Annotated in this window: 20 protein-coding genes and 1 pseudogene; 9 read left to right on the top strand and 12 right to left on the bottom strand. The window is 39.4% G+C overall.

The features are described 5' to 3' along the window. Nucleotides 1-98: 98 nt before the first annotated feature. On the top strand, nt 99-488 hold the full coding sequence (locus tag ACX5JI_RS09285) for an Ig-like domain-containing protein (protein WP_459500788.1): 390 nt from the start codon (nt 99-101) through the stop codon (nt 486-488). A 9-nt stretch (nt 489-497) separates the two neighbouring features. Here the strand turns inward: ACX5JI_RS09285 and ACX5JI_RS09280 are convergent, their stop codons facing one another. From ACX5JI_RS09280 to ACX5JI_RS09270, 3 genes are all read right to left on the bottom strand, one after another. Further along, a complete protein-coding gene (locus tag ACX5JI_RS09280; RefSeq protein WP_459500787.1) occupies nt 498-1,637 on the bottom strand; it encodes a glycosyltransferase in 1,140 nt (379 codons plus the stop codon). Between the two features lie 517 nt (nt 1,638-2,154). Beyond that, nucleotides 2,155-2,559 (bottom strand): PH domain-containing protein, encoded by a 405-nt coding sequence (locus ACX5JI_RS09275; RefSeq protein WP_459500786.1) that lies wholly within the window; start codon nt 2,557-2,559, stop codon nt 2,155-2,157. 110 nt (nt 2,560-2,669) lie between these two features. Continuing rightward, the gene (locus ACX5JI_RS09270) at nt 2,670-3,581 is read right to left on the bottom strand and encodes a DMT family transporter (RefSeq protein ID WP_459500785.1); all 912 of its coding nucleotides are present in this window, start codon (nt 3,579-3,581) and stop codon (nt 2,670-2,672) included. Between the two features lie 360 nt (nt 3,582-3,941). On the opposite strand from ACX5JI_RS09270, the gene ACX5JI_RS09265 reads away from it, so the two are divergent. From ACX5JI_RS09265 to ACX5JI_RS09250, 4 genes are all read left to right on the top strand, one after another. Beyond that, nucleotides 3,942-4,673: an alpha/beta hydrolase gene (locus ACX5JI_RS09265; protein ID WP_459500784.1), complete on the top strand. Its 732-nt coding sequence runs from the start codon at nt 3,942-3,944 to the stop codon at nt 4,671-4,673. 92 nt (nt 4,674-4,765) lie between these two features. Then, a complete protein-coding gene (locus ACX5JI_RS09260; RefSeq protein ID WP_459500783.1) occupies nt 4,766-5,284 on the top strand; it encodes a YjcG family protein in 519 nt (172 codons plus the stop codon). A gap of 1 nt (nt 5,285) precedes the next feature. Further along, complete coding sequence (locus ACX5JI_RS09255; protein WP_459500782.1) at nt 5,286-5,708, top strand: GNAT family N-acetyltransferase; 423 nt, start codon at nt 5,286-5,288, stop codon at nt 5,706-5,708. A 290-nt stretch (nt 5,709-5,998) separates the two neighbouring features. Next, the gene (locus ACX5JI_RS09250) at nt 5,999-8,059 is read left to right on the top strand and encodes an ATP-dependent helicase (protein WP_459500781.1); all 2,061 of its coding nucleotides are present in this window, start codon (nt 5,999-6,001) and stop codon (nt 8,057-8,059) included. A gap of 15 nt (nt 8,060-8,074) precedes the next feature. Here the strand turns inward: ACX5JI_RS09250 and ACX5JI_RS09245 are convergent, their stop codons facing one another. Next, nucleotides 8,075-8,278, bottom strand: a complete 204-nt coding sequence (locus ACX5JI_RS09245) for a cytochrome C oxidase subunit III (RefSeq protein WP_459500780.1) — start codon at nt 8,276-8,278, stop codon at nt 8,075-8,077. A gap of 70 nt (nt 8,279-8,348) precedes the next feature. Continuing rightward, nucleotides 8,349-8,705: a DUF1360 domain-containing protein gene (locus ACX5JI_RS09240; RefSeq protein ID WP_459500779.1), complete on the bottom strand. Its 357-nt coding sequence runs from the start codon at nt 8,703-8,705 to the stop codon at nt 8,349-8,351. Nucleotides 8,706-8,839: 134 nt separating this feature from the next. On the opposite strand from ACX5JI_RS09240, the gene ACX5JI_RS09235 reads away from it, so the two are divergent. After that, entirely contained in the window at nt 8,840-9,298 is a 459-nt protein-coding gene (locus ACX5JI_RS09235; RefSeq protein ID WP_459500778.1) for a CotY/CotZ family spore coat protein, read from the top strand. 58 nt (nt 9,299-9,356) lie between these two features. Here ACX5JI_RS09235 and ACX5JI_RS09230 read toward each other — a convergent pair whose 3' ends face one another. Beyond that, entirely contained in the window at nt 9,357-10,373 is a 1,017-nt protein-coding gene (locus tag ACX5JI_RS09230) for a CotO family spore coat protein (RefSeq protein WP_459500777.1), read from the bottom strand. 200 nt (nt 10,374-10,573) lie between these two features. On the opposite strand from ACX5JI_RS09230, the gene ACX5JI_RS09225 reads away from it, so the two are divergent. Then, nucleotides 10,574-11,071 (top strand): hypothetical protein, encoded by a 498-nt coding sequence (locus tag ACX5JI_RS09225; protein ID WP_459500776.1) that lies wholly within the window; start codon nt 10,574-10,576, stop codon nt 11,069-11,071. 130 nt (nt 11,072-11,201) lie between these two features. Here the strand turns inward: ACX5JI_RS09225 and ACX5JI_RS09220 are convergent, their stop codons facing one another. Together ACX5JI_RS09220 and ACX5JI_RS09215 are read right to left on the bottom strand one after the other, a co-directional pair. Then, the gene (locus ACX5JI_RS09220; protein WP_459500775.1) at nt 11,202-12,353 is read right to left on the bottom strand and encodes a VanZ family protein; all 1,152 of its coding nucleotides are present in this window, start codon (nt 12,351-12,353) and stop codon (nt 11,202-11,204) included. A gap of 150 nt (nt 12,354-12,503) precedes the next feature. Beyond that, nucleotides 12,504-12,872, bottom strand: coding sequence for a YxeA family protein (locus ACX5JI_RS09215; RefSeq protein ID WP_459500774.1), 369 nt, complete (start codon nt 12,870-12,872; stop codon nt 12,504-12,506). Between the two features lie 783 nt (nt 12,873-13,655). On the opposite strand from ACX5JI_RS09215, the gene ACX5JI_RS09210 reads away from it, so the two are divergent. Next, a complete protein-coding gene (locus ACX5JI_RS09210) occupies nt 13,656-15,143 on the top strand; it encodes a peptide MFS transporter (RefSeq protein ID WP_459501062.1) in 1,488 nt (495 codons plus the stop codon). A 192-nt stretch (nt 15,144-15,335) separates the two neighbouring features. On the opposite strand, the gene ACX5JI_RS09205 is transcribed toward ACX5JI_RS09210, so the two are convergent. Both ACX5JI_RS09205 and ACX5JI_RS09200 read right to left on the bottom strand, forming a co-directional pair. Then, complete coding sequence (locus ACX5JI_RS09205) at nt 15,336-15,959, bottom strand: ABC transporter permease (protein ID WP_459500773.1); 624 nt, start codon at nt 15,957-15,959, stop codon at nt 15,336-15,338. A gap of 291 nt (nt 15,960-16,250) precedes the next feature. Next, complete coding sequence (locus ACX5JI_RS09200; protein WP_459500772.1) at nt 16,251-19,706, bottom strand: collagen-like repeat preface domain-containing protein; 3,456 nt, start codon at nt 19,704-19,706, stop codon at nt 16,251-16,253. Nucleotides 19,707-19,895: 189 nt separating this feature from the next. Between ACX5JI_RS09200 and ACX5JI_RS09195 the strand changes: the two are divergent. After that, nucleotides 19,896-20,087, top strand: a pseudogene (locus tag ACX5JI_RS09195) (hypothetical protein); the annotation flags it as partial. A 218-nt stretch (nt 20,088-20,305) separates the two neighbouring features. Here ACX5JI_RS09195 and ACX5JI_RS09190 read toward each other — a convergent pair. Both ACX5JI_RS09190 and fabI read right to left on the bottom strand, forming a co-directional pair. Next, nucleotides 20,306-22,927 carry a collagen-like repeat preface domain-containing protein gene (locus ACX5JI_RS09190; RefSeq protein ID WP_459500771.1) on the bottom strand — a complete coding sequence of 874 codons (2,622 nt, stop codon included), beginning with the start codon at nt 22,925-22,927 and terminating at the stop codon, nt 20,306-20,308. Nucleotides 22,928-23,190: 263 nt separating this feature from the next. Continuing rightward, nucleotides 23,191-23,961, bottom strand: a complete 771-nt coding sequence (fabI, locus tag ACX5JI_RS09185; protein WP_459500770.1) for an enoyl-ACP reductase FabI — start codon at nt 23,959-23,961, stop codon at nt 23,191-23,193. Nucleotides 23,962-24,024: the final 63 nt, after the last annotated feature.

Below are 24,024 nucleotides of genomic sequence, written 5' to 3'. Positions count from 1 at the left end.
CCTGAAATTAACAATTTCTTTATGTTTCGTTAAATTTACCATAACACTACTTCGTTATAGTAATGGTATCAACGTTTATACAGAAAGGAGATTCTACAATGACAGCATCACTCAAGCGCCACAATTCAAACAAACTGTCACATATAACAAATACTTCTTGTCCAAATATACAATCAACACCTCAAATTTCACTCACTCCTTCTGGTTTATCTGTAATTGGTGTACATATGAAAAAAAATAAATTAAAAATAAAAGTCGGACAAAGCGCTGAATTATCCGCTTTCGTTCTCCCAGTTCAAGCAACAAATCAAGAGCTTATATGGACAAATATGAATCCTAGCATCGCAGTAATGATTTCAAACAAAGACAAAATAATCATCACAGGAAAAAGTCCGGGGCGCGCTATTATTATTGTCACAACGAACGAAGGGCGATTTCGGGATTTATGTATTGTTCATGTTCATCCGTTTCTAACAAACCCGAAATAAACCCTTTGTTTAATCAAACAAAGGATTTATTTCACCTTGTGATTGAAAATAATCATGTGCCTGCTTTGCTAACATTTCCCGTTCTTCTGGCTTTTGAAGATACTCTACAATTGTTTCAGCAATCTTCTCATGAGGAACAAAAACGATTCCTGGCCACTCTGCTTCATCGTTAGGATTACTAGATTCAGAAATAATGAACTTATGATTTGCGACAGCATGAGAAATTCTCGGTGCTTCAAGAATACCAGTTAAATAATAATGAATGTTTAAAACGATTTTTGCTCTCGCTATAAGCTCATTTCTGACAACTCCCCATACATTACTTTTGAATTCAACATTTAAATCGGGTGCTAGTTGTCGTAACTGATCCAAAATCGCTTGCCGACGTTCATTCATAAAACCAATAAATAATACGTCAATATCTTCAGAAACAGGTGTGCTAAAAGCATCTGTTTTAATCTTTAAAGTTGGAGCGTAATTCATTTTGACACGCGTTAATTCTTTTCCCAAACCTTTCTGGTTTAACCACTCAATATTTTGAGAACTATAATCCCACACAACCCTATTTCTTAATATATTATGATAAACAACATTGTCATAAGGACTGCCATCATATAGCTGCTCCAAATTATAAATAATTGCATCTTCTGGAATTTCAGCGGGAATATGAGCATATGAATGTGCGCCAAAAATGACTGTATCCTTCGCATTGCTTAATGGCTTTTCTGATATAACTACCGTTTTCCCTTGCTGTTCTAATTTCCACTTTAAAGCTCTAGCGACATCGATAAAATTCCCATACGTATATGGCCATATATAAAGACAATAATCATATGTTCGATTTAGCTGCGCTTCAAATGCTCTCACATTACTTTGGTAAAGAGCTGCCTCTGGACGTTCAGCTAACAACTTATCAGCATACTTTTTCCCAACCTCATATAAGCCCGCATAGAACGCTGATACACATCGCTTCAGTTCAACAGCCTCTCTTTGGTCCGGAGAGAGCTCCGTCTCAAGAAGAAGACCTGTAATCAAAAAGGCCTTCAAATGATCTCGATCATAATAATATTCGAGTACAGGAAATAATTCATGAGGGGTATTACCATGCACGGAATTACCTAGTTCCACAGCCCATCTAATTAGCTCCATTTCCTTTCTCCTCTCCCTTCTGAACATAAATATGATTCCTTTTACTATTTATGAAATTTTCATTTTCATTATTCGGTTTTTCATATAATTCCTAGTAATATTCACTTCGTATTCCACAGTTTCCACTTTACCTTGAGAAATAAAAATAAGAGCGGAGAAAGGGAAATGCTACGAAATGATCAAAAGAAACATGGTAATCTGATGAGGTTGGTTCATATAAAGTAGTAAATGAAATTTTACCCCGCATTAACGGGCAGTAAGATTCCCACCTCAAGATTCAGAGAAATGCAAGGAAGATAGGTGGGAGTCGGGCTGCTCGTAAATGCCCGATTGGTTCAACGATTTTTCAAATATATCGATCGTTTCTCATCATATATCGGCGCAAATTTGAATATATCAGCGATTCGACAAAGGATTTCGACTAACCAACAAAAAACGACAAAAAAACAGGAGGTCCTCTAACTCCTGTTTCCCAATACTCTGAAGAGCGGTCCCTTGAGACCACCCTTATCACTCATTATACATTTTCTACTTCCATTTGCGGATGGATGCTTTTTAACAAAGAAACAAATTGCTGCTTATCTTTCGGCGAAACAAGAGCTGTTTCAAATTGTGAACCATATAAGATTTCCAGTCTATCAAAAGACAATGCCGGGGCAGCTAACGGATTGTTTGTTTTTGTAATTTTTCTTATCTCTTTAATTGAAATTCTTTTTTTCACCGGTCCATATGTAATAATAATTTGTTCATTCTCTACCTTATATCCCGTTGTAAACCAGCTCCAAATGAGCAGTATTGCAAAAGGAATCGTGAAGAATAGAATAAAATAATCCTTACCTACCAAAAAAGGAGCAAAACAAGCAGCAATCACTGCCAAATAAATTGGATATAACCACGCATCTTTTTTCGATGGAAAATACATATACAACCACCCCTATATCCATTATATACCAATCTATATTAAAAGACTTTTCAAACTAAAAAAAGCTGTTGGTATTTTTCCAAACAGCTTTCTAACTATCTATAAATACACTACAGCTCTTGCGTAAATGCTGCACTTTGTACTGGCTCTTTCTGCCTGCGTTTTTGTTGTTGCACCAAGAAAATGAATACACCTAACAATACGAGAATGCTTCCGATAATCTGCATTACATTCAGCTTCTCACCAAGCAAGAAAAATGCAAGTATCGATGCCCCAACAGGCTCTCCTAAAATACTCATTGAAATCGTTGTCGCATTCACATAATTTAATAGCCAATTATTAATCATATGTGAGGCCGTTGGTACAATCGCTAGCAAAATAAAAATCCACCAGTCCCATGTAGAATATCCTGTGAATGGCACATGCATGACGACGTTATATATAGCAATAAATATCCCCGCAAATGCAAATACGGTAAAGCTATAAATCCAGTGCGAAACTTTTTTTACAGTTGTTTGCCCAATAAATAAATAACCAACTACTGCAATTACACTTAAAAAGGATAAGATATCTCCAATTATCGCCTGCTTGCTTAAGCCTAGATCTCCCCATCCAATACACATGACACCTAATATTGCAATCCCCATTGTAGCAATCGCTGAATAAGTTGTTCTTTCTTTAAATAGAAAAAAACCGCCAACTAACGATACAATTGGTTGAAGTGCTAAAATAATCGTTGAACTTGCTACAGTTGTATACTTTAAAGACGCAAACCATAACAGAAAATGAAGTGCTAAAAAGAACCCTGATCCTATTAAAAACCACCAATCTCGCTTTTGAATGCGACGAAATTCCTCACGTTTTTTCCAAACAATTGGAAGCATAAAGAGTACAATAATCCATAATCGATACATGCTTAAAATCGACGATGGTGCCGAAGACATCTTTACGAAAACAGCCGCAAATGAAATAGCTATAATCGAAATAGCTAGCGGCAGTGCAATTGCTTTTTCTTGTTTCAAAGTTGTTTTCCCCCTCTCCCTGTAAAAATCCCCACTTTATTATATATATACTAAATCTAATCTTTCAACATATAAATAACAGCTATGAAACAACAAGAGGACCTCCTCTCATTTCCTCCTTTTATTTTCACACAGCACGGGGCGAAAATAGGATTTGACCGCTTCTATGCGCCAGCGGATTCTCTCACTCATAAAAAAAGAACATTTTTCTTCCACATATAAATACTAATTTTTTAGATTCTTCATATCATTATGGTAAAATATAAAATGAGACGCACAGTACATATACACTTACCTTTCCACTATCTGTGCTACCCTCATAAAGCAACAACAGCATATTTTTATTTAGGGGGATTACACATGACTCAAGCAATCGGGAGAATAGAAGAACTTTCATTTTACAGCACATCGCTTCAAGAAGAGATGACACTTCTCATCTATTTACCAGCAAATTACACACCACTGCACAAACATACCGTTGTTATTGCACAAGACGGAAGAGATTATTTTCAGCTTGGTAAAGCCCACCGCGTAATTGAACGTCTTCGTGAAAATGAAGAAATTGACCGTACCATTATTGTCGGTGTTCCATATAAAAATGTTCACGATCGGAAAGAAAAATACTTTCCAAACGATGTGAAAAATGCCGCATACATTCGTTTTCTTGCTCATGAACTTGTGCCATACATTGATGAAAATTATCCAACCTATCAAATGGGCAAAGGGCGCGTGTTAATTGGCGATTCTCTTGGAGGTACCGTATCTTTTATGACAGCAATGATGTATCCGCATACATTCGGAAAAGTCGTTATGCAGTCTCCATTTGTTGATGAAACGGTGATGACTCTTGCAACAGATTTTAAAGACACACAAACATTAGAAATATATCATGTCATTGGGACAGAAGAGACCGCTGTAAAAAGAACGGATGGACAAGTTTCTGATTTTGTAGAGCCCAACCGTAAGCTCCACGCATTACTTACAGAAAGAAACTTCATCACACATTACGAAGAGTTTGAAGGAAACCATACATGGAAATATTGGCAAAATGATTTACCAAAAGCATTTTCTTACATTCTATCAATGAAATAATAGCAAGCAGTATTCAGAATTATTTGATATAATAAAGAGAGAGATTTGTTTTCTCAAAATCTAACTAGACTTACAAAGGGAGGAATATAAAGATGAAATTAGGCATTGTAATTTTTCCATCAAAAATGATTCAAGATAAAGCAAACGGATTACGTAAACGTTATGATCCGCATTATGCACTGGTTCCACCACATATTACATTAAAGACACCCTTTGAAACGCCAGATGAGCAATTAGAAGCGATTGTTAGTGAATTACATACAATCGCAAGCAAAACAAATCCCTTCACCCTTCACGTTGGAAAGGTGAACTCGTTCGCACCCGTTAATAATGTTATTTATTTTAAAGTAGAAAAAACACCTGAACTCACATTTTTGAATGAAGAAATGCATAAAGGATTTTTTACGCAAGAACGCGAGTACGCATTTGTACCACATGTAACAATTGGTCAAAGTTTATCAGATGCAGAGCATGCTGATGTACTAGGGCGATTACGTATGAAAGACTTTTACTATGAGCAACCAATCGATCGTTTCCACCTTCTATATCAATTAGAAAATGAAACGTGGACAGTATATGAAACATTCCATCTTGGAAAGGAGAACAATTAATTTGCAAGCACAAATCGTACAAACAGATGAACAACTACGAGATGCATTCTCTGTACGTAAACAAGTATTTGTTGAAGAACAACATGTATCTGCTGAAGAAGAATACGATCAATTTGAAGAAGTAGCCACACATGTTGTCATTTATGATGAAGATGTACCTATTGGAGCGGGGCGATTACGTATCGTTGATGAAATTGGGAAAATGGAACGTATTTGCGTCCTCGCTTCTCATCGTAAAAAAGGTGTTGGCAAAATCATTATGAATTCGCTCGAAGCATATGCAAAGGAAAAGTCCTTACCAAAATTGAAACTTCATGCCCAAACACATGCGGAAGTCTTCTATAAAATGCTTGGATATGAAACTGTTTCTGATGTGTTTATGGAAGCTGATATTCCACATGTTGTGATGATAAAAGAATTTTAAACCGAATAGAAAAGCCTTAGCCTATCAGAGTATAGAGCCAAGGCTTTTCTATTGTAAAATTTCGGCATATAAGTCACAGTCCTATAAACATTTTCACATGGCATAAAGAACGCCTCTACCTATGAGTGGATGCTCTCTTCCACATTTCAATTTGTATTTATCAAAATTCTACATAGCACTCTCCTAGCATCTCTACAAACAAACATGTTCTCATCTCTTTTTTAACATTGCCTTTTTGCCATTCTTCCGCTAAAGTTAAAAGTTGATGCTATAGTTTTGAAGGTGAATGTATGACTCAAGAAAAATTTTCGCAACAATTATTAACAAAAGCTAGCGTTCCTCGGGCAACTCACCATATTCCAAAAACCTCTGTCAATTTAATTGTGGAGCAGGATCATGATGCAGCTTATTTTCGTGCCCTAGAACAGCAAGGTGTTTACTTAAATGAAAAACAATTAGAAGCAGTGCGAACGACCGAAGGCCCTGTTCTTACATTAGCCGGGGCTGGTAGCGGGAAAACCTCTGTTTTGACAACGCGCGTTGGTTATTTAATTCATGTAAAAAATGTTCATCCACGTAACATTTTACTCCTTACATTTACACAAAAAGCTGCTGAAGAAATTCGAAGCCGAATGGCAAATTTGCCTGGAATGAATCGCGCTGCAAGCCAATATGTCGTTGCGGGTACATTCCATTCGATCTTTTTGAAATTACTTCGCAGCCAAGGGTATAACCAACAAATTTTAGCAAATGAAAAACATAAGCAAATCATGATTAAGAAAATTTTAAAAGAATTGCGTTTAAAAGATGATTACGACGCAGAAACAATGCTCGCTATGATTTCACTCGAAAAGAATAAATTAAATCGTCCAAAAGATGTACAAGCAAAAACACCTGTAGAGCAAGAATTTCGTGAAGTATATGAACGATATGAAGAAGTCAAACAAAGATATGGATATATAGATTTTGATGACATCTTACTAGAAACTTTCTACATGCTTGAAAATAATGCACCTTTATTAACGCAATTGCAAAATAGATTCCATTACATTGAAGTCGACGAATTTCAAGATACGTCTTATGCACAATATGAAATTGTAAAACTGTTAGCTTCGCCGCGAAATAATTTATTTATCGCAGGCGACGATGACCAAGCCATCTACGGCTGGCGTGGCGCAAGCCATCAAATTATCTTATCGTTCCCAAAGGAATTTGAAGATACGACTATTATTACTTTAAATACAAATTACCGTTCTAATCCTTTTATCGTTGGACTTGGAAACGAAGTCATTAAAAGCAATGAAGAACGCTTTCAAAAAGAATTATATTCCGTTCATGAAGAAGGCATCCAACCATTTTATGCCCGCCCTGCCACTACTCTTGATGAAGCGAATCAAATTTTACAGCTCATTCAAGATAAAGTCGCAAATGGTGAACGGTCGTATAAAGACTTTTGCTTACTGTATCGTACCCATGCTGTTAGTCGTTCTTTACTCGATCAACTGACGATTCATAAAGTTCCGTTCGTCAAACATGGCGCGAGCCAATCGTTCTATGAGCATTCTTTAATTAAACCGGTCTTAGATCATCTGCGCCTAGCGTATGAACCATTTCGGATCGAATCACTCTCGAATATATTGCCAACGATGTATATTGGCCGTGATGAATGCATCTCATTTATTGAACGAGAACAGTGGAAATACGGTGAAGGAAGATTCCCTTCCCTTCTTCATTTTCTATTGCTCAATCCGAATTTAAAACCCTTTCAGGTCAAAAAAATAAATGACCGGATTGACTTCATTAAATTCATAAAGGAATTGGAACCAAAAAAAGCGTTAAAAGAAATTATTAAAGGAAAAGGGAAATATTTAGAATACCTACAAAGCAATGAACGTTCTTCCTTTACAATGCATAAAGACATACAAGAAGAAATGCTCGAAGAATTGATGGAATCTGCTACTCGCTTTACGAATATTCCTGCTTATTTAGACTTTATAAGCACCGCTATTCAGAGCCAAAAAGAAATGGAAGTATTAAAAACAATGCCAGGGAAAGACGCAGTATCCCTCATGTCGATTCATAATGCGAAAGGACTAGAATTTCCATGTGTCTTTTTACTTGGAGCAAGCGATGGTATACTCCCTCATTCTTCTTCTTTAAAAGATGCAAATGATCGCATAACCGATACTTCCGGAGCATTAGAAGAAGAAAGAAGGCTTATTTACGTTGCGATCACTCGCGCGAAAGAAGAGCTTTACATTTCCTCCCCTACATTTTTCAGAGGAAAAAAATTAGATATTTCACGATTTTTATCTTTATCAAACAATCCAATAAATAAAATTAAAAGCTGACTCTTATGTCAGCTTTTAATACGCTTTTCCACGGTTTATTTTCTTCCCTCCGCAGTTACAGTTTTTTTTCTTCACATATCCTTGTTGTTGTAATTGTTGCTGTTGCTGCTGTTGTTGTTCTTGATTGTTGTTTGATTGCTGTTGATATTGATTTTGTAAATAATGCCATTGTTCTAAGCTATATGCATAGTGTGGTGGATACTGTTCCATTGCAAACATCTCCCCTAGAATACAAAATATACTCACTTTACTATATGAACAACCTATTTATTCTGTTCCATTGTTTTTATTATTCAATCATGCGCCCTACTATCGTTTCAATAATTGCAGCTATACCAGCAACTGCTAATATAAGTAAGATTGGTTCAACAACAATTGGAACAAAGCGATGCCCAGCTAGTAAGATGATACTCATCCATATTCCCGTACACCAATAGCAACTTAACAATTCACCAATCCATTTCTGTAGTCCCTTCCCTCTCACTTTCGTATATGTAGAAACAGTCCCATCTGGTTCAGTAATCTCTAATTCCTCAATAAAAGGAGCTCGTATAAATGACGTAATTTTATCGTACACAATAAGGCGAGTTAGACGAAAAGTAGCTAATGCGAAAATAAAGAAGACAAGCCAACTTGTAAATAACATTTCCCTCAATCCCCCTTGGTATTTCCTTATCAACAGCCCATTTGAAAAAAACAAGTCTAAGAGAGTAACCGATTCAATGACTTTTCAATATCTTATTAATGTAAAGAAAAACTTAATAATAAGGAGTGACACTAATGAGTTGCGATGAAAAAAAACATCACGGTGTTTCGAACTGTGTAAGCGATGTTGTAAATTTCATTAATGAGCTACAAGACTGCGCGACAGGCTCATGCCCAACAGGATGTGAAGTCCCATTTCTTGGTGCACATCATGGTGCAAAAGTAGCAAATACACGTCCATTTGTTTTATTCACAAAAAACGGGGATCCTTTTTCAGCATTTTTTACTGGCACTAGCACAACATTTTGCCGTTCTTCCATTTTCCGCGTAGAAAGTGTTGAAAATTCCTGTGCTGTATTACGTGTGTTAGAAGTATTCTCTGGAGGAAGTCCTCTTCCGCCAGATCAAGATCCAGTTTGTACGTTTCTAGCTATTCCACAAGCAGAATTACGTTCTACAAGTTCTTGTATTACGGTTGATTTAGATTGCTTCTGCGCAATCCAATGCTTACGCGATGTATTTGTTTCTAATTAATAACTTGTAAACTCAAAAACTATTAGGTGGTAGATTATAATCTACCACCTTTTTCATTTTATAAACCGAGCATATGAATAGACACAATATTTTTTAGCTCCAGTTTAACGGTTCCAAAACTATTCGTTAGTGCAAACAACAATGAATCATTTTGATAAGACGTAATCGTCCCAATATAAGAATTTGTTTCCGTTTTAATTATGCATTTAACTTTTGGGATGTAATGAGGTCGATGTAACAAAAAATATATTTTTTCCTCATTATTCATCTTATGAAACGACTTGGCGTTCCATTTATTACGAATTCGTCCTGTCTGGTCTTTTTGTTTCTCCTGTTTTTTCTCTTTCTGCTCTTCTCCTTCTTTCTGTTCTTCCTCTTCTTCCTCTTCTTCCTCTTCCTCCTGTTCTTCCTGTTCCTCCTGTTCTTCCTGCTCTTCCTGCTCTTCCTGCTCTTCCTGCTCTTCCTGCTCTTCCTCTTCTTCCTGCTCTTCCTGTTCCTCCTGTTCTTCCTGCTCTTCCTCTTCTTCCTCTTCTTTCTGCTCCTTCTGCTCCTTCTGCTCCTTCTGCTCTTTCCGCTCCTTCTGCTCTTTCTGCTCTTTCTGCTCTTTCCGCTCTTTCTGCTCTTTCTGCTCTTTCTGCTCCTTCTGCTCTTTCTGCTCTTTCTGCTCCTTCTGCTCTTTCTGCTCTTTCTGCTCTTTCTGCTCTTTCTGCTCTTTCTGCTCTTTCTGCTCTTTCTGCTCTTTCTGCTCTTTCTGCTCTTTCTGCTCCTTCTGCTTTTTCTGCTCTTTCTGCTTTTTCCGCTTTTTTTGTTCTTTCTGATCTTCCTGCTTCTCCTGCTTTTCCTGTTCTTCTACTTCCACTTTTTCTTCCTGTTCCATTACCTCTTCCACTTTTTCTTCATTCAACAACTCTACATTTTTATCATTCTCTTTTTGTTCTACTTGCCTCTTGTTTTCAGAATTAAAAGGTTTCACAATGACAACTTGTTGCATTTGACGAGGGGTATTCGTTAAATCTAACTGACTAGTATATAGTAACGGCTCAACTTCTTTTCGCTTTTTATACTTCTTTGCCACAATTTGTTCCCTCCTTACTTCCGTAAATCAGCTACTATTACAGTTATATTCATAACAGCTACAGAACTTTCGTAGAAAATCTAATCATTTCATACCACATAGACATTTTGCTTATTTTATTGAAAATAGGAACTTGTCTAGAGCGTGCGCCTTGTCCTTTTCATTAAATAGAAGTAGAAACAGTAAAGGAGTGAAAAAATATGTTTAATGTCTGTAATGTAAATAACTGTCCTCCGTTTCCGGCTCAAGCGGTAAAAGCTTTTGGTTTCGCCTTTAACGCTTCATTCCCTCAATTTGCTACTTTAAACACACCTCTTGTATTACCAAGTAATAACCCGAATCCAGATTTACCATTCGTTCCTGTCTTAAATAATGTGGTTAGCACTGGTACTGGGCTTCGTGTACAACAAACAGGTGTTTATCAAATTAGCTATACATTAACGGTAAGCTTAGATAATGCCCCTTTCCCTCCAGAAGCTGCGCGTTTCTTCTTAACACTAGACGATCCAACAAACTTAATCCCTGGATCAGGAACTGCTGTACGCGCTGATATTATCGGTACAGGGGAGGTTGACGTTTCTAGTGGTGTCATTCTCATCAACTTAGTTGCTGGGGACTTAATTGAGATTACCCCAATTGAAGTAATTGGTACTGTCGATGTTCGTGCTGCTGCGCTTACTGTTTTACAAATTGCTTAACAGGATGCAGCACGGAATGCACCTAATTTCAATTCATTTTCCGCATGAAAATGAACAACAAAAAACGATCTCATTATTTAAAATGAGATCGTTTTTTACCACTAAGTTTCAGTATTAAAAGAAACGATAATTATTTTTCAACCTTTTTTAAGGTAATGACATTTTTTGTATGACTCATATGTTCATAAAAAAGAAGTTTATCACGACTAAATAGATGCAATAAAACATGGATGACAAAAATAGCATTCATTATGAACGTAAATAATACTGTTACAATTAAAATTAATGGCTCCGTACTGTTCAGAATAGAACTACTGGAGAGAATATAATTCATTCCACCTAAACCAAAATAAAACAGTCCATAACGAATACACAATTCTTTAAATGTAATTCGATTATCCTTTCCTTTTATCCGAATGCGAAGTATTGCTTTTCCAAGTGTTTTCCCATTTGTGAAGTATGGAATAACAATGAAATAAATAAACACGGTACCTGCAGTAAAAAGAAGTTCATACGGATTTGTATAAGATTTAATACTAGAGAAGAAGCCAATACTTCCTTGTAGTTTAATAACTGGTACCACAATAGATAAGAAAATCCAATCAATTTGCATCGCGATAAAACGGCGAACAAATCCAACTGACTGCGCTGTTAAATCGATATGGGCATCTAATTCATTTGTTTTCGGAAGGAAGTACGTAAAAATTGGGGCAATGATATACCCAATTACACCACCTAATGTATTTAAAAATAAATCATCTACATCAAATAAACGATACGCACAATTATATATTCCGTATAATCCAGTTACTTGTGTCACTTCAAAAAATAACGATAAACAAAAAGAAAATAATATAGTTTGCATAAAGCTACGTCGGAAATAATAACGTAAATATATCCCAAAAGGGATCGTTAACAATGCATTAAATGCAACCTGTAAAAAAGCAGATTCTTTTAATACATACAAATATGTAGCCGGTTTCGTTAACGTTGCAGCTGTATGACTCATAATCTCATGAACGAAATAAAATGGCGTAAGCTGAACATGCTGTGTATTTGCTGGTTGCAAACTACATGTATCATACGTTTGAGGTAATGGTAAAATAACAAGAAAATAGGCACTTAATACATACAAAAATAAAGAATATAAAATAAATGAACGCCATTTATTTACGTAACCATATTTTCTATAATTAAAAACTAAAAAAGGCATGAGACATAATAGTGCTAAAAAAGGAAATAAAAAAAATGCCATTTTAATTGGAAATAAATAGGCAGACAAAAATCATGCTCCTTTCTAAAAATATTCATTTTTCCATTATAGCTTTTAACTTTCTTTAAACCAACCTCTATTTGCGATTACTACAATATTTTGTGAGATTGTGTATCCTATCAAAAAAAGACACAATGCATCGTGTCTTTTTCCTAACTATTATTTTTCGTTTTCACTTAATTTTTTCAATATATTTTTTGGAACATCTTCTTTTTTAATAACCGTTACATCATGCATTCTTGTATCGCTACCTTTTTTCACCGCTTTAATGTACGTTCCCACTGGAAATTTGTTACCAGAACCAAATCCTAGCTCAATTTTATTTAAATCTTTATCATATCCAATTAAGTTATAATCGTAAGCTTCTATATCTTTCGGTGCCTGAGAATCTCGTTTCGCCTCTTCTTTCACTACACCATACACATCTGTTTTACTTGCAAAAGGGCTATAACGATCCCATGTCTCACAACCCGCTAATCCAATACTAAATAACATCACTAACATCAATATAGAAAATCGTTTTTTCATACTGATTCACTCCTTCGTTGTCTCTTTTCTTGTGCTATACGAATATAACATCAATCTACAAAATCTACTCTTACAACAAATAGCGTCTAACCTTACAATTCCGTAAGATTCGTGACAGGTTTATGGATAGGTGCGAAAATGACCTTGCATGTGATACATCAAATTTAAAGTAATAGAAGCGCTCATACCATTTCTAATATAGCTATTACTTATATGCAGTGCATTGATTACTCTTATACACAGCCCCCCCTTTCAAAATCCTCAAGCAAAAGGAGCTATTTGTGGATGTTTATTTTACTGTCTATCATTTTAAAATAATGGCTGACTAAAACATTAAACTTATAATGAAGTAAAAATTCATATTCAACTAGCTTCCATTCAATCGTTTAAAAAACATTCGCTGCCAATTATATGAATGAACGTAAAGAAACTAGCTGTTTTTAGCATCTGTTTTCTTTACGTTCATTGAGAATATCATCGTTCCGTTTCCATACACACCTCTTCCTTTTATGTTATATAAAAATACTTTATTTCGTTAACTATATTCCCCTCGAAAATGCGTGTTCTATTCTACATATGTCGGATATTCTTTTATACCTACAAATACCCAATACCCTTTTTTATAACTAGAATTCTCATTTCTTTCACAAAAATCTGTATTTTAAAAAATAAAATCTTTCCACGTAACTAGGCGATACATGGAAAGATTTTATTTTAAACTTCTTATTTTTACGTTATACTAAAATAATACACAAAATAATTCGAGGAGACAGCATTATGAATATGAAAGAACAAGACAAAATAATTCAGAGTATTCCTCAAACGGGTTTTTTCGGTCACCCGAAAGGTTTATTCACTCTATTTTTCACCGAATTTTGGGAAAGATTTTCTCATTATGGAATGAGAGCCATTTTACTTTACTATATGTATTATTCCGTCGCAAAAGGTGGATTAGGACTTGATGTAGCTACTGCCACTTCGATTATGGCAATCTATGGGTCCCTATTATACATGTCCAGCGTTATCGGTGGCTGGATCTCTGACCGTTTACTCGGCTCAAGTAGAACGGTCTTTTGGGGCGGCGTTTTAATTACAATTGGTCACCTTATTCTCACGTTACCAAGCGGTACCGCTGCTTTATTTATTTCCATGGTATTTTTAGTACTTGGGACTGGTTTATTAAAACCAAATATCTCTAACATTGTCGGAAGCTTATATCATGAATCAGACTCACGCCGAGACTCTGGATTTAGTATTTTCTATATGGGTATTAATTTAGGTGCACTTGTAGCTCCTTTAGTTGTCGGCACATTAGGGCAGCAATATAACTTCCATCTTGGTTTTGGAATCGCAGCCATCGGTATGATAATCGGTTTAATAATATTTGTGTTTACAAAACAAAAAAACCTTGGTTTAGCTGGTACACAAGTACCTAATCCATTAACGGCTACTGAAAGAAAAAAAACCATTAAATACTTTAGCATCAGTATCATTGTAATTATATTATTATGTGCTATTACAATACCGACAGGTTTATTAACGATTAATCGTTTTACTTTTTTAATTAGTATTTTAGGAATTGTTATTCCGACTTGTTACTTTGTTTATATGTATCGCAGTCCAAAAACTACGAAAGTTGAACGGTCTCGTCTTTTAGCTTATATTCCACTGTTTATTGCAGCGGCAATCTTTTGGGCTATCCAAGAACAAGGGGCGATTATTTTGGCAACATATGCGGACCAACGAACTCAGTTACAATTCGCTGGATTTAAGATCCATTCTGCATGGTTCCAATCATTAAGTCCTATATTCATCGTAATACTAGCACCAATATTCGCATGGATTTGGGTGAAGCTGAATACAAAACAACCTTCTACTCCTAAGAAATTTGCTATTGGACTATTGTTTGCTGGATTTTCATTTTTAATTATGATTTTCCCAAGCTTTATTAACGGTACAGAATCTCTAGCAAGTCCGATTTGGTTAGTTCTTAGCTTTTTATTAATCGTAATTGGGGAAGTTTGCTTATCGCCTGCCGGATTATCAATCACAACAAAATTAGCTCCTGCTGCCTTTTCAGCACAAACAATCAGTTTATGGTTCCTATCCACAGCGTCAGCACAAGCTATTAACGCACAAGTGGTGAAATTATACGATCCTGCAACAGAAATCATTTACTTTGGAGTAATTGGGACTATATCTATTTTGGTAAGTATCGCCTTATTTATGTTATCAAAAAAAATTCAAGGTTTTATGAAAGGCCTTCAATAAAGAACTTACTAACCACAAATAGCAAGCTAAAATAAAAGATTATCAAAAGCAGCTGAATAAGCTACTTTTGATAATCTTTTTATTTAACCAGACTCTACCTTCACATACTTATCAAATTCCCCCAAAAAATATCCAGAAGTTACTTTCCCCTTATTACACAAAAATCCCCTATGAAATAGAGGGTTTTACCTATTATCCTAGCGGGGATGGGTATCTAGCTGCTTCAAACCTTGTAACACCATCTGATATAAAGATAACACCATCTTGATTACTTTGAGCAAAGATTTCGACCATATCTCCTGCTTGTAACTCTAAAATTGTAGTAACTGTTACATCATTTAGAAAAAACACTCCACCTCCAAAAAAAGTATTATGACTTACGATTATCTCGCCACCATTTACCCGTATTTCAATTGTCGTATTATAATCCTGAAATAAGTCATTCGGTCCAAATGCAACGGTGCCAATAATTGAATAAACTCCATCAGTTTTAGGAATAAACACAGATGTTGCAGGATTGTATTCATTCGCTAAATCAAATTGCTCATTTTGAAATAAAACTTTGACAAGTGTGTTAGCCGGCAAATTTTGGTCAACATTACTCACTGCCCGAAACGCCGAGGCTCTCACAAGATTCTTACCATGATCGTCGCAGCAACAATTTACCTTTACATCAATTTTTGATGAATCTTCGTCACACTTATGACGTTTCTTGCGTTTCTTATCACGTTTCTTATCACATTTTTTATCCCGTTTTTTACAACAATCATGATTTTCTTCTTGATACTCATTACACTCTTCACAGTAATGATACATATTTACTTCTCCTTTCCAACCATTTAGTACATGCTATGAAAAACGGTTGAAAATTGCTTGGATGTGTGATTTATTTTTGGTAAAAAAATCCCTAAATCGTTCGATTGGACTGACCTTTTTTCTTCAAATAAAAAACACCCCACCTAATTCGTATTTTTTCATATACGGATTAAGGAGGTGTTTTGTTCATACCCTACTAATTTGATTTACTTTTCATACAATCTAATTACATTTCATTGTAACAATGCTATGAAAATCGTAAACTTCAAAATTTTTCTCAAAACAAATTTTTTATTGCAGTTTAACAATACTAATTTGTACATCATCAAAAATTCTAGCTGCACCAGAAGTATTGACAAGAGTTAAAATATTAGCTCCTGCCTCTGTATTTACAATAGCTGTTCCAGACATTTCAGGACTAAATGTTTGCCCATTCGCACTACCCCCAACACTCGTTCCAGGTAGAAGTGTTCCATTTAAAGATAAACCTAAACTTTGATCTGCTCCCGCAGCATTTGTAACACCAACGGCTCTATATACAACTGAATACGTTTGATTCGGAGCTAAAGAAATATTTGCTGAACCTGGTGTATGCGTAATAGCTGTTCCATTAATCACTACATCTGTACTTAACGGAATTGCTGCACTATCCGCAACAGTCGTTTCAGCATCATTGACGATAAACGCATTGTTAGCCGTAGTTAAAGGACCGGTTATACCTGTTGATCCGGTTGTTCCTGTTACTCCCGTTGCTCCTGTTGGACCTGTTGGACCTGTCACTCCGGTTGAGCCCGTCGATCCCGTTGAACCCGTTGATCCCGTTGGACCTGTTGGACCTGTTGGACCTGTCACTCCGGTTGAGCCCGTCGATCCCGTCGATCCCGTTGAACCCGTCGATCCCGTTGGTCCTGTCGATCCTGTTGGACCTGTCACTCCGGTTGAGCCCGTCGATCCTGTTGGACCTGTTACTCCGGTTACTCCTGTTGGACCTGTCACTCCGGTTAATCCGGTTAATCCGGTTGATCCCGTTGATCCGGTTGATCCCGTTGATCCCGTTGAACCCGTTGATCCCGTTGCTCCGGTTGGACCGGTTGGACCTGTCACTCCGGTTGAGCCCGTTGGACCCGTTGCTCCTGTTGATCCCGTTAATCCGGTTGAGCCGGTTGAGCCGGTTGAACCCGTTGGACCCGCTGGACCGGTTACTCCCGTTGATCCCGTTGATCCCGTTGATCCTGTTGGACCGGTTACTCCGGTTACTCCCGTTGATCCCGTTTCTCCCGTTGTTCCCGTTGAACCCGTTGATCCGGTTGGACCGGTTGGACCTGTCACTCCGGTTAATCCGGTTGATCCCGTTGAACCCGTTAATCCGGTTGAGCCGGTTGAGCCGGTTGATCCCGTTGGACCGGTTACTCCCGTTGATCCCGTTGGACCCGTTTCTCCTGTTGGACCTGTTGAACCTGTCACTCCGGTTAATCCTGTTGATCCCGTTGAACCCGTTGCTCCCGTTGGACCGGTTGGACCTGTCACTCCGGTTAATCCTGTTGATCCCGTTGAACCCGTTGCTCCCGTTGGACCGGTTGGACCTGTCACTCCGGTTAATCCGGTTGATCCCATTGATCCTGTCGCTCCCGTTGGACCGGTTACTCCGGTTGTTCCCGTTTGACCCGTTAATCCGGTTGAGCCGGTTGGACCCGTTGGACCTGTCACTCCGGTTAATCCGGTTGATCCCGTTGAACCCGTTGGACCCGTTAATCCGGTTGGACCTGTTGGACCTGTTGAACCTGTCACTCCGGTTGATCCTGTTGATCCCGTTGAACCCGTTGCTCCAGTTGGACCTGTTGGACCTGTCACTCCGGTTGATCCCGTTGAACCCGTTGATCCGGTTGGACCTGTTGGACCTGTCACTCCGGTTAATCCGGTTGATCCCGTTGCTCCGGTTGGACCTGTTGGACCTGTCACTCCGGTTAATCCGGTTGATCCCGTTGCTCCGGTTGGACCTGTTGGACCTGTTGAACCTGTCACTCCGGTTAATCCGGTTGTTCCCGTTGAACCCGTTGATCCGGTTGATCCCGTCGGACCGGTTACTCCTGTTGCTCCCGTTGATCCCGTTGAACCCGTTGATCCCGTTAATCCGGTTGAGCCGGTTGAACCCGTTGGACCCGTTACTCCTGTTGATCCCGTTGAACCCGTTGATCCCGTTAATCCGGTTGGACCCGTTGGACCTGTCACTCCGGTTGAGCCCATTGATCCCGTTGATCCTGTCGCTCCCGTTGGACCGGTTACTCCGGTTGTTCCCGTTGAACCCTTTAATCCGGTTGGACCCGTTGGACCCGTTTCTCCTGTTGCTCCCGTTGATCCCGTTAATCCGGTTGAGCCGGTTGATCCCGTTGATCCTGTCGATCCCGTTGCACCGGTTACTCCGGTTGTGCCCGTTGATCCCGTTGGACCGGTTACTCCTGTTGCTCCCGTTGATCCAGTTGAACCTGTTGATCCCGTTGATCCGGTCGAGCCCGTTGATCCCGTTACTCCCGTTGCACCCGTTGAGCCCGTTGCTCCGGTTGATCCCGTTGGACCGGTTACTCCTGTTGCACCGGTTGAACCCGTTGGACCCGTTACTCCTGTTGCACCCGTCGAGCCCGTTGGACCGGTTACTCCTGTTGCTCCAGTTGAACCTGTTGATCCCGTCGAGCCCGTTGATCCCGTTGATCCCGTTGCACCAGTTGAGCCCGTTGCACCAGTTGAACCCGTTTCTCCGGTTGGGCCGGTTGAGCCCGTCGAGCCCGTCGGACCGGTTACTCCGGTTGTTCCCGTTGCTCCCGTTAATCCCGTTGATCCGGTTGAACCCGTTGGACCCGTTACTCCGGTTGTTCCCGTTGATCCGGTTGGACCCGTTTGACCCGTTAATCCGGTTGTTCCCGTTGAACCCGTTACTCCGGTTGCTCCCGTTGATCCGGTTGCACCGGTTGTTCCTGTTGCTCCTGTTGATCCCGTTGATCCCGTTGATCCCGTTGCTCCTGTTGCTCCTGTTGATCCCGTTGATCCGGTTGCACCGGTTGTTCCTGTTGTTCCTGTTGCTCCTGTTGATCCCGTTAATCCCGTTGATCCGGTTGCTCCTGTTGATCCCGTTGCTCCTGTTGATCCTGTTGATCCTGTTGGACCTTTTGGACCTGTTGGACCTTTTGGACCTCTTGCTCCTGTTGGACCTTTTGGACCTCTTGGACCTGGTGCTCCTGTTGGGCCTTTTGGACCTCTTGGACCTGTTGCTCCCGTTGGACCTGGTGGGCAGTCACAACAAACAGATTCAAATTTCAATAATAAACATTCTATCCTTCTAATAACTCTAATGAAGTCATCTAATATAAAACAATCAATGACTAAATGCTTTACAAGATACAACAAAAATCCTAATAATTTTTGCAATCCTATAAATACTAATCTACATGAAAAATCTTGTTCAGCTAACAAACATAATAATTCGTCTATAATTTCATCCGCTACTCTTTTTTGATCCTTCGATAAATTCAAACAATGTAAAAATCGTAATAAATCCTTTAATGTATCTTTAAGGTTCTTAATATGAATAACAGAGGGATCCATAAATACATTCCGTACATCTCTTTCTAGTCGTTTGAGAATCCTAAATAGTTCGTGTATTTCGCACTTCGAAACTCTAATGTGATGAACAGAAGAAATTTTAAAATACTCCTGTGAAAAAAATAAATTTCTTTTGTTATTATGATTAGGCATCTTCCTATTCCTTTCTGTATAAAATAAAGTCCCTATCATAATTAAATGTAAATACCTATTCATAAGTTCCACATAAGCGTTATATTTATAAAAAATTGGGAACTCCAAGTAAAAAACTTCACACAAACAAAAAGTCAAACAAAAGGGTGGAGTTAGTATAGTCATACAAACAAGAAATTAAATGAAGAATTGAAAAAATGGTGCTTGAATTATATCTTGGGACAACCTGTAAAACAATTAAGCAGCGAGTATGGTGTATCAGAAGTGACAGGTTATAAATGGGTTAAAACATATTTTCCTATCACATTAGTTGATGAAGACGAAATGACACTAGAAGCTCTAAAACAAACGAAAAAGAAAATGCTTCGTCTAAAAAAAGAATGAAATAAAAAGGCTATCCATACGTCAGTGCAACTGACTTATGGATAGCCCCTGTTTTATTTCATGCTCCTCACTTTTTGAGGAAATCCCCTCGCTATTTAACATACCGAAACGTTAAAATTTTTAACATATCACTTAGGGAAAATATAATAAGTGATTTAATTTCTTAATACTTACTTTTATCCATCTACTATGAACTAATACTTTATTATAATGAATTACTGAAGTTTGACTATATTAATATTTGTTCCAAGTATATCTCTAGCACTGCCCGCAGTATTAACTAATGTTAATATATTTGCGCCAGCACCTGTTGTTAATATTGCTCCTGATGCCAAAGATGTATCCGACCCAATAAGTTGGCCCGTTGCCCTTGTTTGTGTTCCAAGCACTATGCTTCCATTCAATTGAAATTCTAATTGTGCAGTACCAGTCCCTACACCTGACGATGCTTCATAAAAAATCCAATACGTTTGATTCGGAGCTAAAGAAATATCTGTTGATCCTGGCGTATGAGAAATTGCTGTGCCATTAATGACAACATTAGTAGGCAATGGAACAGCAGCATTGTTAGCAATAGTTACTGTTCCAGAATTAATTATTTGAGCATTATTAGCAGTGATAATAGGGGCTGTCGCTCCCGTTGATCCAGTTGGACCGGTTACTCCTGTTGCTCCTGTCGTTCCGATTGCTCCCGTTACTCCCGTTGGGCCGGTTACTCCTGTTGCTCCCGTTGCTCCGGTTGTTCCTGGCGTTCCGGTTGCTCCCGTTGCTCCCGTTGCTCCTGTCGCTCCGGTTACTCCTGTTTCTCCCGTTGCTCCTGTCGTTCCCGTTGCTCCTGTTTCTCCCGTTGCTCCCGTTGTTCCTGTTGAACCGGTCGCTCCGGTTGCTCCGGTCGTTCCCGTTGCTCCCGTTACTCCTGTTGCTCCCGTTACACCCGTTGCTCCGGTTGTTCCTGGCGTTCCCGTTGCTCCCGTTACTCCCGTTGGGCCGGTTACTCCTGTTGCTCCCGTTACACCCGTTGCTCCCGTTGTTCCTGGCGTTCCCGTTGCTCCCGTTGCTCCGGTCGTTCCCGTTGCTCCCGTTACTCCTGTTGCTCCCGTTGCTCCCGTTACTCCTGTTGCTCCTGTCGTTCCCGTTGCTCCCGTTACTCCTGTTGCTCCCGTTACACCCGTTGCTCCGGTTGTTCCTGGCGTTCCCGTTGCTCCCGTTGCTCCGGTCGCTCCGGTTACTCCCGTTGCTCCCGTTGCTCCGGTCGTTCCCGTTGCTCCGGTTGTTCCTGTTTCTCCCATTGCTCCTGTCGCTCCGGTTACTCCTGTTTCTCCCGTTGCTCCGGTTGCTCCTGTCACTCCCGTTGGGCCAGTTGAACCGGTTGCTCCGGTTGTTCCTGTTCCTCCCGTTGCTCCTGTCACTCCCGTTGCTCCCGTTGCCCCGGTTGCTCCGGTCGTTCCCGTTGCTCCCGTTGCTCCTGTTTCTCCCGTTGCTCCTGTTGCTCCCGTTGGGCCAGTTGAACCGGTTGCTCCCGTTGCTCCTGTTGCTCCTGTTGCTCCCGTTGCTCCCGTTGCTCCCGTTGCTCCTGTCACTCCCGTTGGGCCAGTTGAACCGGTTGCTCCCGTTGGGCCAGTTGAACCGGTTGCTCCCGTTGGGCCAGTTGAACCGGTTGCTCCGGTTGTTCCTGTTTCTCCCGTTGCTCCTGTCACTCCCGTTGCTCCTGTTTCTCCCGTTGCTCCGGTCGCTCCGGTTACTCCGGTTGGGCCAGTTGAACCGGTTGCTCCCGTTGGGCCAGTTGAACCGGTTGCTCCGGTTGTTCCTGTTGAACCGGTTGTTCCCGTTGCACCAGTTGAACCGGTTGGGCCGGTTGTTCCCGTTGCACCAGTTGAACCGGTTGGGCCGGTTGTTCCCGTTGCACCAGTTGAACCGGTTGGGCCGGTTGGGCCGGTTGTTCCCGTTACTCCTGTCGATCCTCTTGCCCCTGTTGGACCGGTTGGACCCGTTGCTCCTGTCGATCCTCTTGCTCCGGTCGGGCCGGTTGGACCCGTTGCTCCTGTCGATCCTCTCGCTCCGGTTGGACCCGTTGCTCCTGTCGATCCTGTCGCTCCTCTTGCTCCAGTCGGGCCGGTTGGACCCGTTGCTCCTGTCGATCCTGTCGCTCCTCTTGCTCCGGTCGGGCCGGTTGGGCCAGTTGCTCCTGTCGATCCTGTCGATCCTCTTGCTCCGGTCGGGCCGGTTGGACCCGTTGCTCCCGTTGTTCCTGTCGATCCTGTTGGAATCGTCGGAAATGTTGGGCCAGTTGGACCTATCGCTCCCGTTGGACCCATTGGACCCATCGGACCCATCGGACCCATCGGACCTGTTGGACCCGTTAAACATATCGGATACTCCCAACAAACAAAACTATACTTCATTAATACAGATTCTATATTTCTAATACATATAATCAATTCATCTAATGTACAGCAATCAATAACTAAATGCTTTACAAGATGCAACAAAAATCCCAATAGCTTTTGGAATCCTATAAATATTAATCTACAAGGAAAAGGATGTTCATCTAACAGACACAATAGTTTACTTATAATTGTTTTCACTCGTTTTGTTTGTTCTCTCGACAAATGTAAATCCTTTAATAATCCCAATAAATTTTTTAATGTATTTTTAATGCTCTTAATGTGATTTACAGAAGGATCCATAAACACATTACGTATGTCTTTTTCTATGCGCCCCAAAACACTAAACAATTCAGATAACTCACGTTTCGATATTCTAATATGATGAACAGAAGAAATTTTAAAATGCTCCTGCGAAAAAAACAAATTCCCCTCACTATTATGATTTGTCATTTCCTTACTCCTTTCTCTATAAAGTTCAGTGCCTATATAATTAAATGTAATTACCCGCCCAGAGGTTCCATATGGACGGGTAATTTTAAAAAAAAACAAAAAAATACCTCTTCACCTGAGCTACAAAATCTCGGTAAAAAGGTATTTTTATTTGTATCATATTTTATATTTTTCACACACTACAACTTCATTCTTAATTTTTCTATATGCTTATTATATGCTTCAACAGATAAATTACTGTTATGAATATTAGTACGATTTATTTAACCTAAAATGTGATATCCTGAATCAACATGAATATTTTCACCCGTCACACCGCGTGCTAAATCACTGAATAAAAACACCGCTGTATCCCCTACTTCTTCTGGTGTTGTTGTGCGGCGAAGCGGCGCGCGCTCTTCAATTTCTTTTAAAATAGAATTAAAGTCGCCTACACCTTTGGCAGATAATGTACGAATTGGTCCTGCAGAAATTGCGTTTACGCGAATACCATGTTGTCCTAAGTCATTCGCTAAATATTTTACACTCGCTTCAAGCGATGCTTTCGCTACACCCATAACATTGTAATTTTTCACAACACGCTCTCCACCAAGGTATGTTAATGTTAAAATATTTCCGCCTTCTGTCATCACTTTTTTAGCTTCTCTTGCCACAGCTGTTAAAGAGAATGAGCTAATATTTTGCGCAAGTAAAAATCCATCACGAGACGTATCAACAAATTCTCCTTTTAAATCATCACGGTTTGCAAAAGCAATACAATGTGCAACCCCATGGATCGCTCCAATTTCTTCTTTAATTGTTTGGAAACATGTTGCAATTTCTTCATCATTTGTCACGTCACATGGCAATACAAGCGATTCTTGTCCTTCTAGTGTCGCTGCTAAATCGCGAACATTTCTTTCTAAACGCTCTCCTGCATATGTGAATACTAGTTTTGCACCAGCTTTATGCAATGAACGTGCGATCCCCCATGCAATACTTCTTTGGTTCGCAACGCCCATAACAACAAATGTTTTCCCTTGTAATAATTCCATGATATATCCTCCCAAACACGATTATACTTGTTATTAGTACCTGATACTATATTCATAGTACCA

This window comes from Bacillus sp. C1, from assembly GCF_054570475.1.
This window is presented reverse-complemented; position numbering and strand designations above follow the sequence as displayed.

What these genes read in the sequence shown, in the direction of transcription:
- ACX5JI_RS09215 (WP_459500774.1), bottom strand. Translation starts at nt 12,872, where the DNA reads ATGAAAAAACGATTTTCTATATTGATGTTAGTGATGTTATTTAGTATT.
- ACX5JI_RS09280 (WP_459500787.1), bottom strand. Translation starts at nt 1,637, where the DNA reads ATGGAGCTAATTAGATGGGCTGTGGAACTAGGTAATTCCGTGCATGGT.
- ACX5JI_RS09275 (WP_459500786.1), bottom strand. Translation starts at nt 2,559, where the DNA reads ATGTATTTTCCATCGAAAAAAGATGCGTGGTTATATCCAATTTATTTG.
- ACX5JI_RS09205 (WP_459500773.1), bottom strand. Translation starts at nt 15,959, where the DNA reads ATGTATCATTACTGTGAAGAGTGTAATGAGTATCAAGAAGAAAATCAT.
- ACX5JI_RS09265 (WP_459500784.1), top strand. Translation starts at nt 3,942, where the DNA reads ATGACTCAAGCAATCGGGAGAATAGAAGAACTTTCATTTTACAGCACA.
- ACX5JI_RS09285 (WP_459500788.1), top strand. Translation starts at nt 99, where the DNA reads ATGACAGCATCACTCAAGCGCCACAATTCAAACAAACTGTCACATATA.
- ACX5JI_RS09225 (WP_459500776.1), top strand. Translation starts at nt 10,574, where the DNA reads ATGTTTAATGTCTGTAATGTAAATAACTGTCCTCCGTTTCCGGCTCAA.
- ACX5JI_RS09250 (WP_459500781.1), top strand. Translation starts at nt 5,999, where the DNA reads ATGACTCAAGAAAAATTTTCGCAACAATTATTAACAAAAGCTAGCGTT.
- ACX5JI_RS09260 (WP_459500783.1), top strand. Translation starts at nt 4,766, where the DNA reads ATGAAATTAGGCATTGTAATTTTTCCATCAAAAATGATTCAAGATAAA.
- ACX5JI_RS09210 (WP_459501062.1), top strand. Translation starts at nt 13,656, where the DNA reads ATGAAAGAACAAGACAAAATAATTCAGAGTATTCCTCAAACGGGTTTT.
- ACX5JI_RS09190 (WP_459500771.1), bottom strand. Translation starts at nt 22,927, where the DNA reads ATGACAAATCATAATAGTGAGGGGAATTTGTTTTTTTCGCAGGAGCAT.
- fabI (WP_459500770.1), bottom strand. Translation starts at nt 23,961, where the DNA reads ATGGAATTATTACAAGGGAAAACATTTGTTGTTATGGGCGTTGCGAAC.
- ACX5JI_RS09235 (WP_459500778.1), top strand. Translation starts at nt 8,840, where the DNA reads ATGAGTTGCGATGAAAAAAAACATCACGGTGTTTCGAACTGTGTAAGC.
- ACX5JI_RS09200 (WP_459500772.1), bottom strand. Translation starts at nt 19,706, where the DNA reads ATGCCTAATCATAATAACAAAAGAAATTTATTTTTTTCACAGGAGTAT.
- ACX5JI_RS09240 (WP_459500779.1), bottom strand. Translation starts at nt 8,705, where the DNA reads ATGTTATTTACAAGTTGGCTTGTCTTCTTTATTTTCGCATTAGCTACT.
- ACX5JI_RS09245 (WP_459500780.1), bottom strand. Translation starts at nt 8,278, where the DNA reads ATGTTTGCAATGGAACAGTATCCACCACACTATGCATATAGCTTAGAA.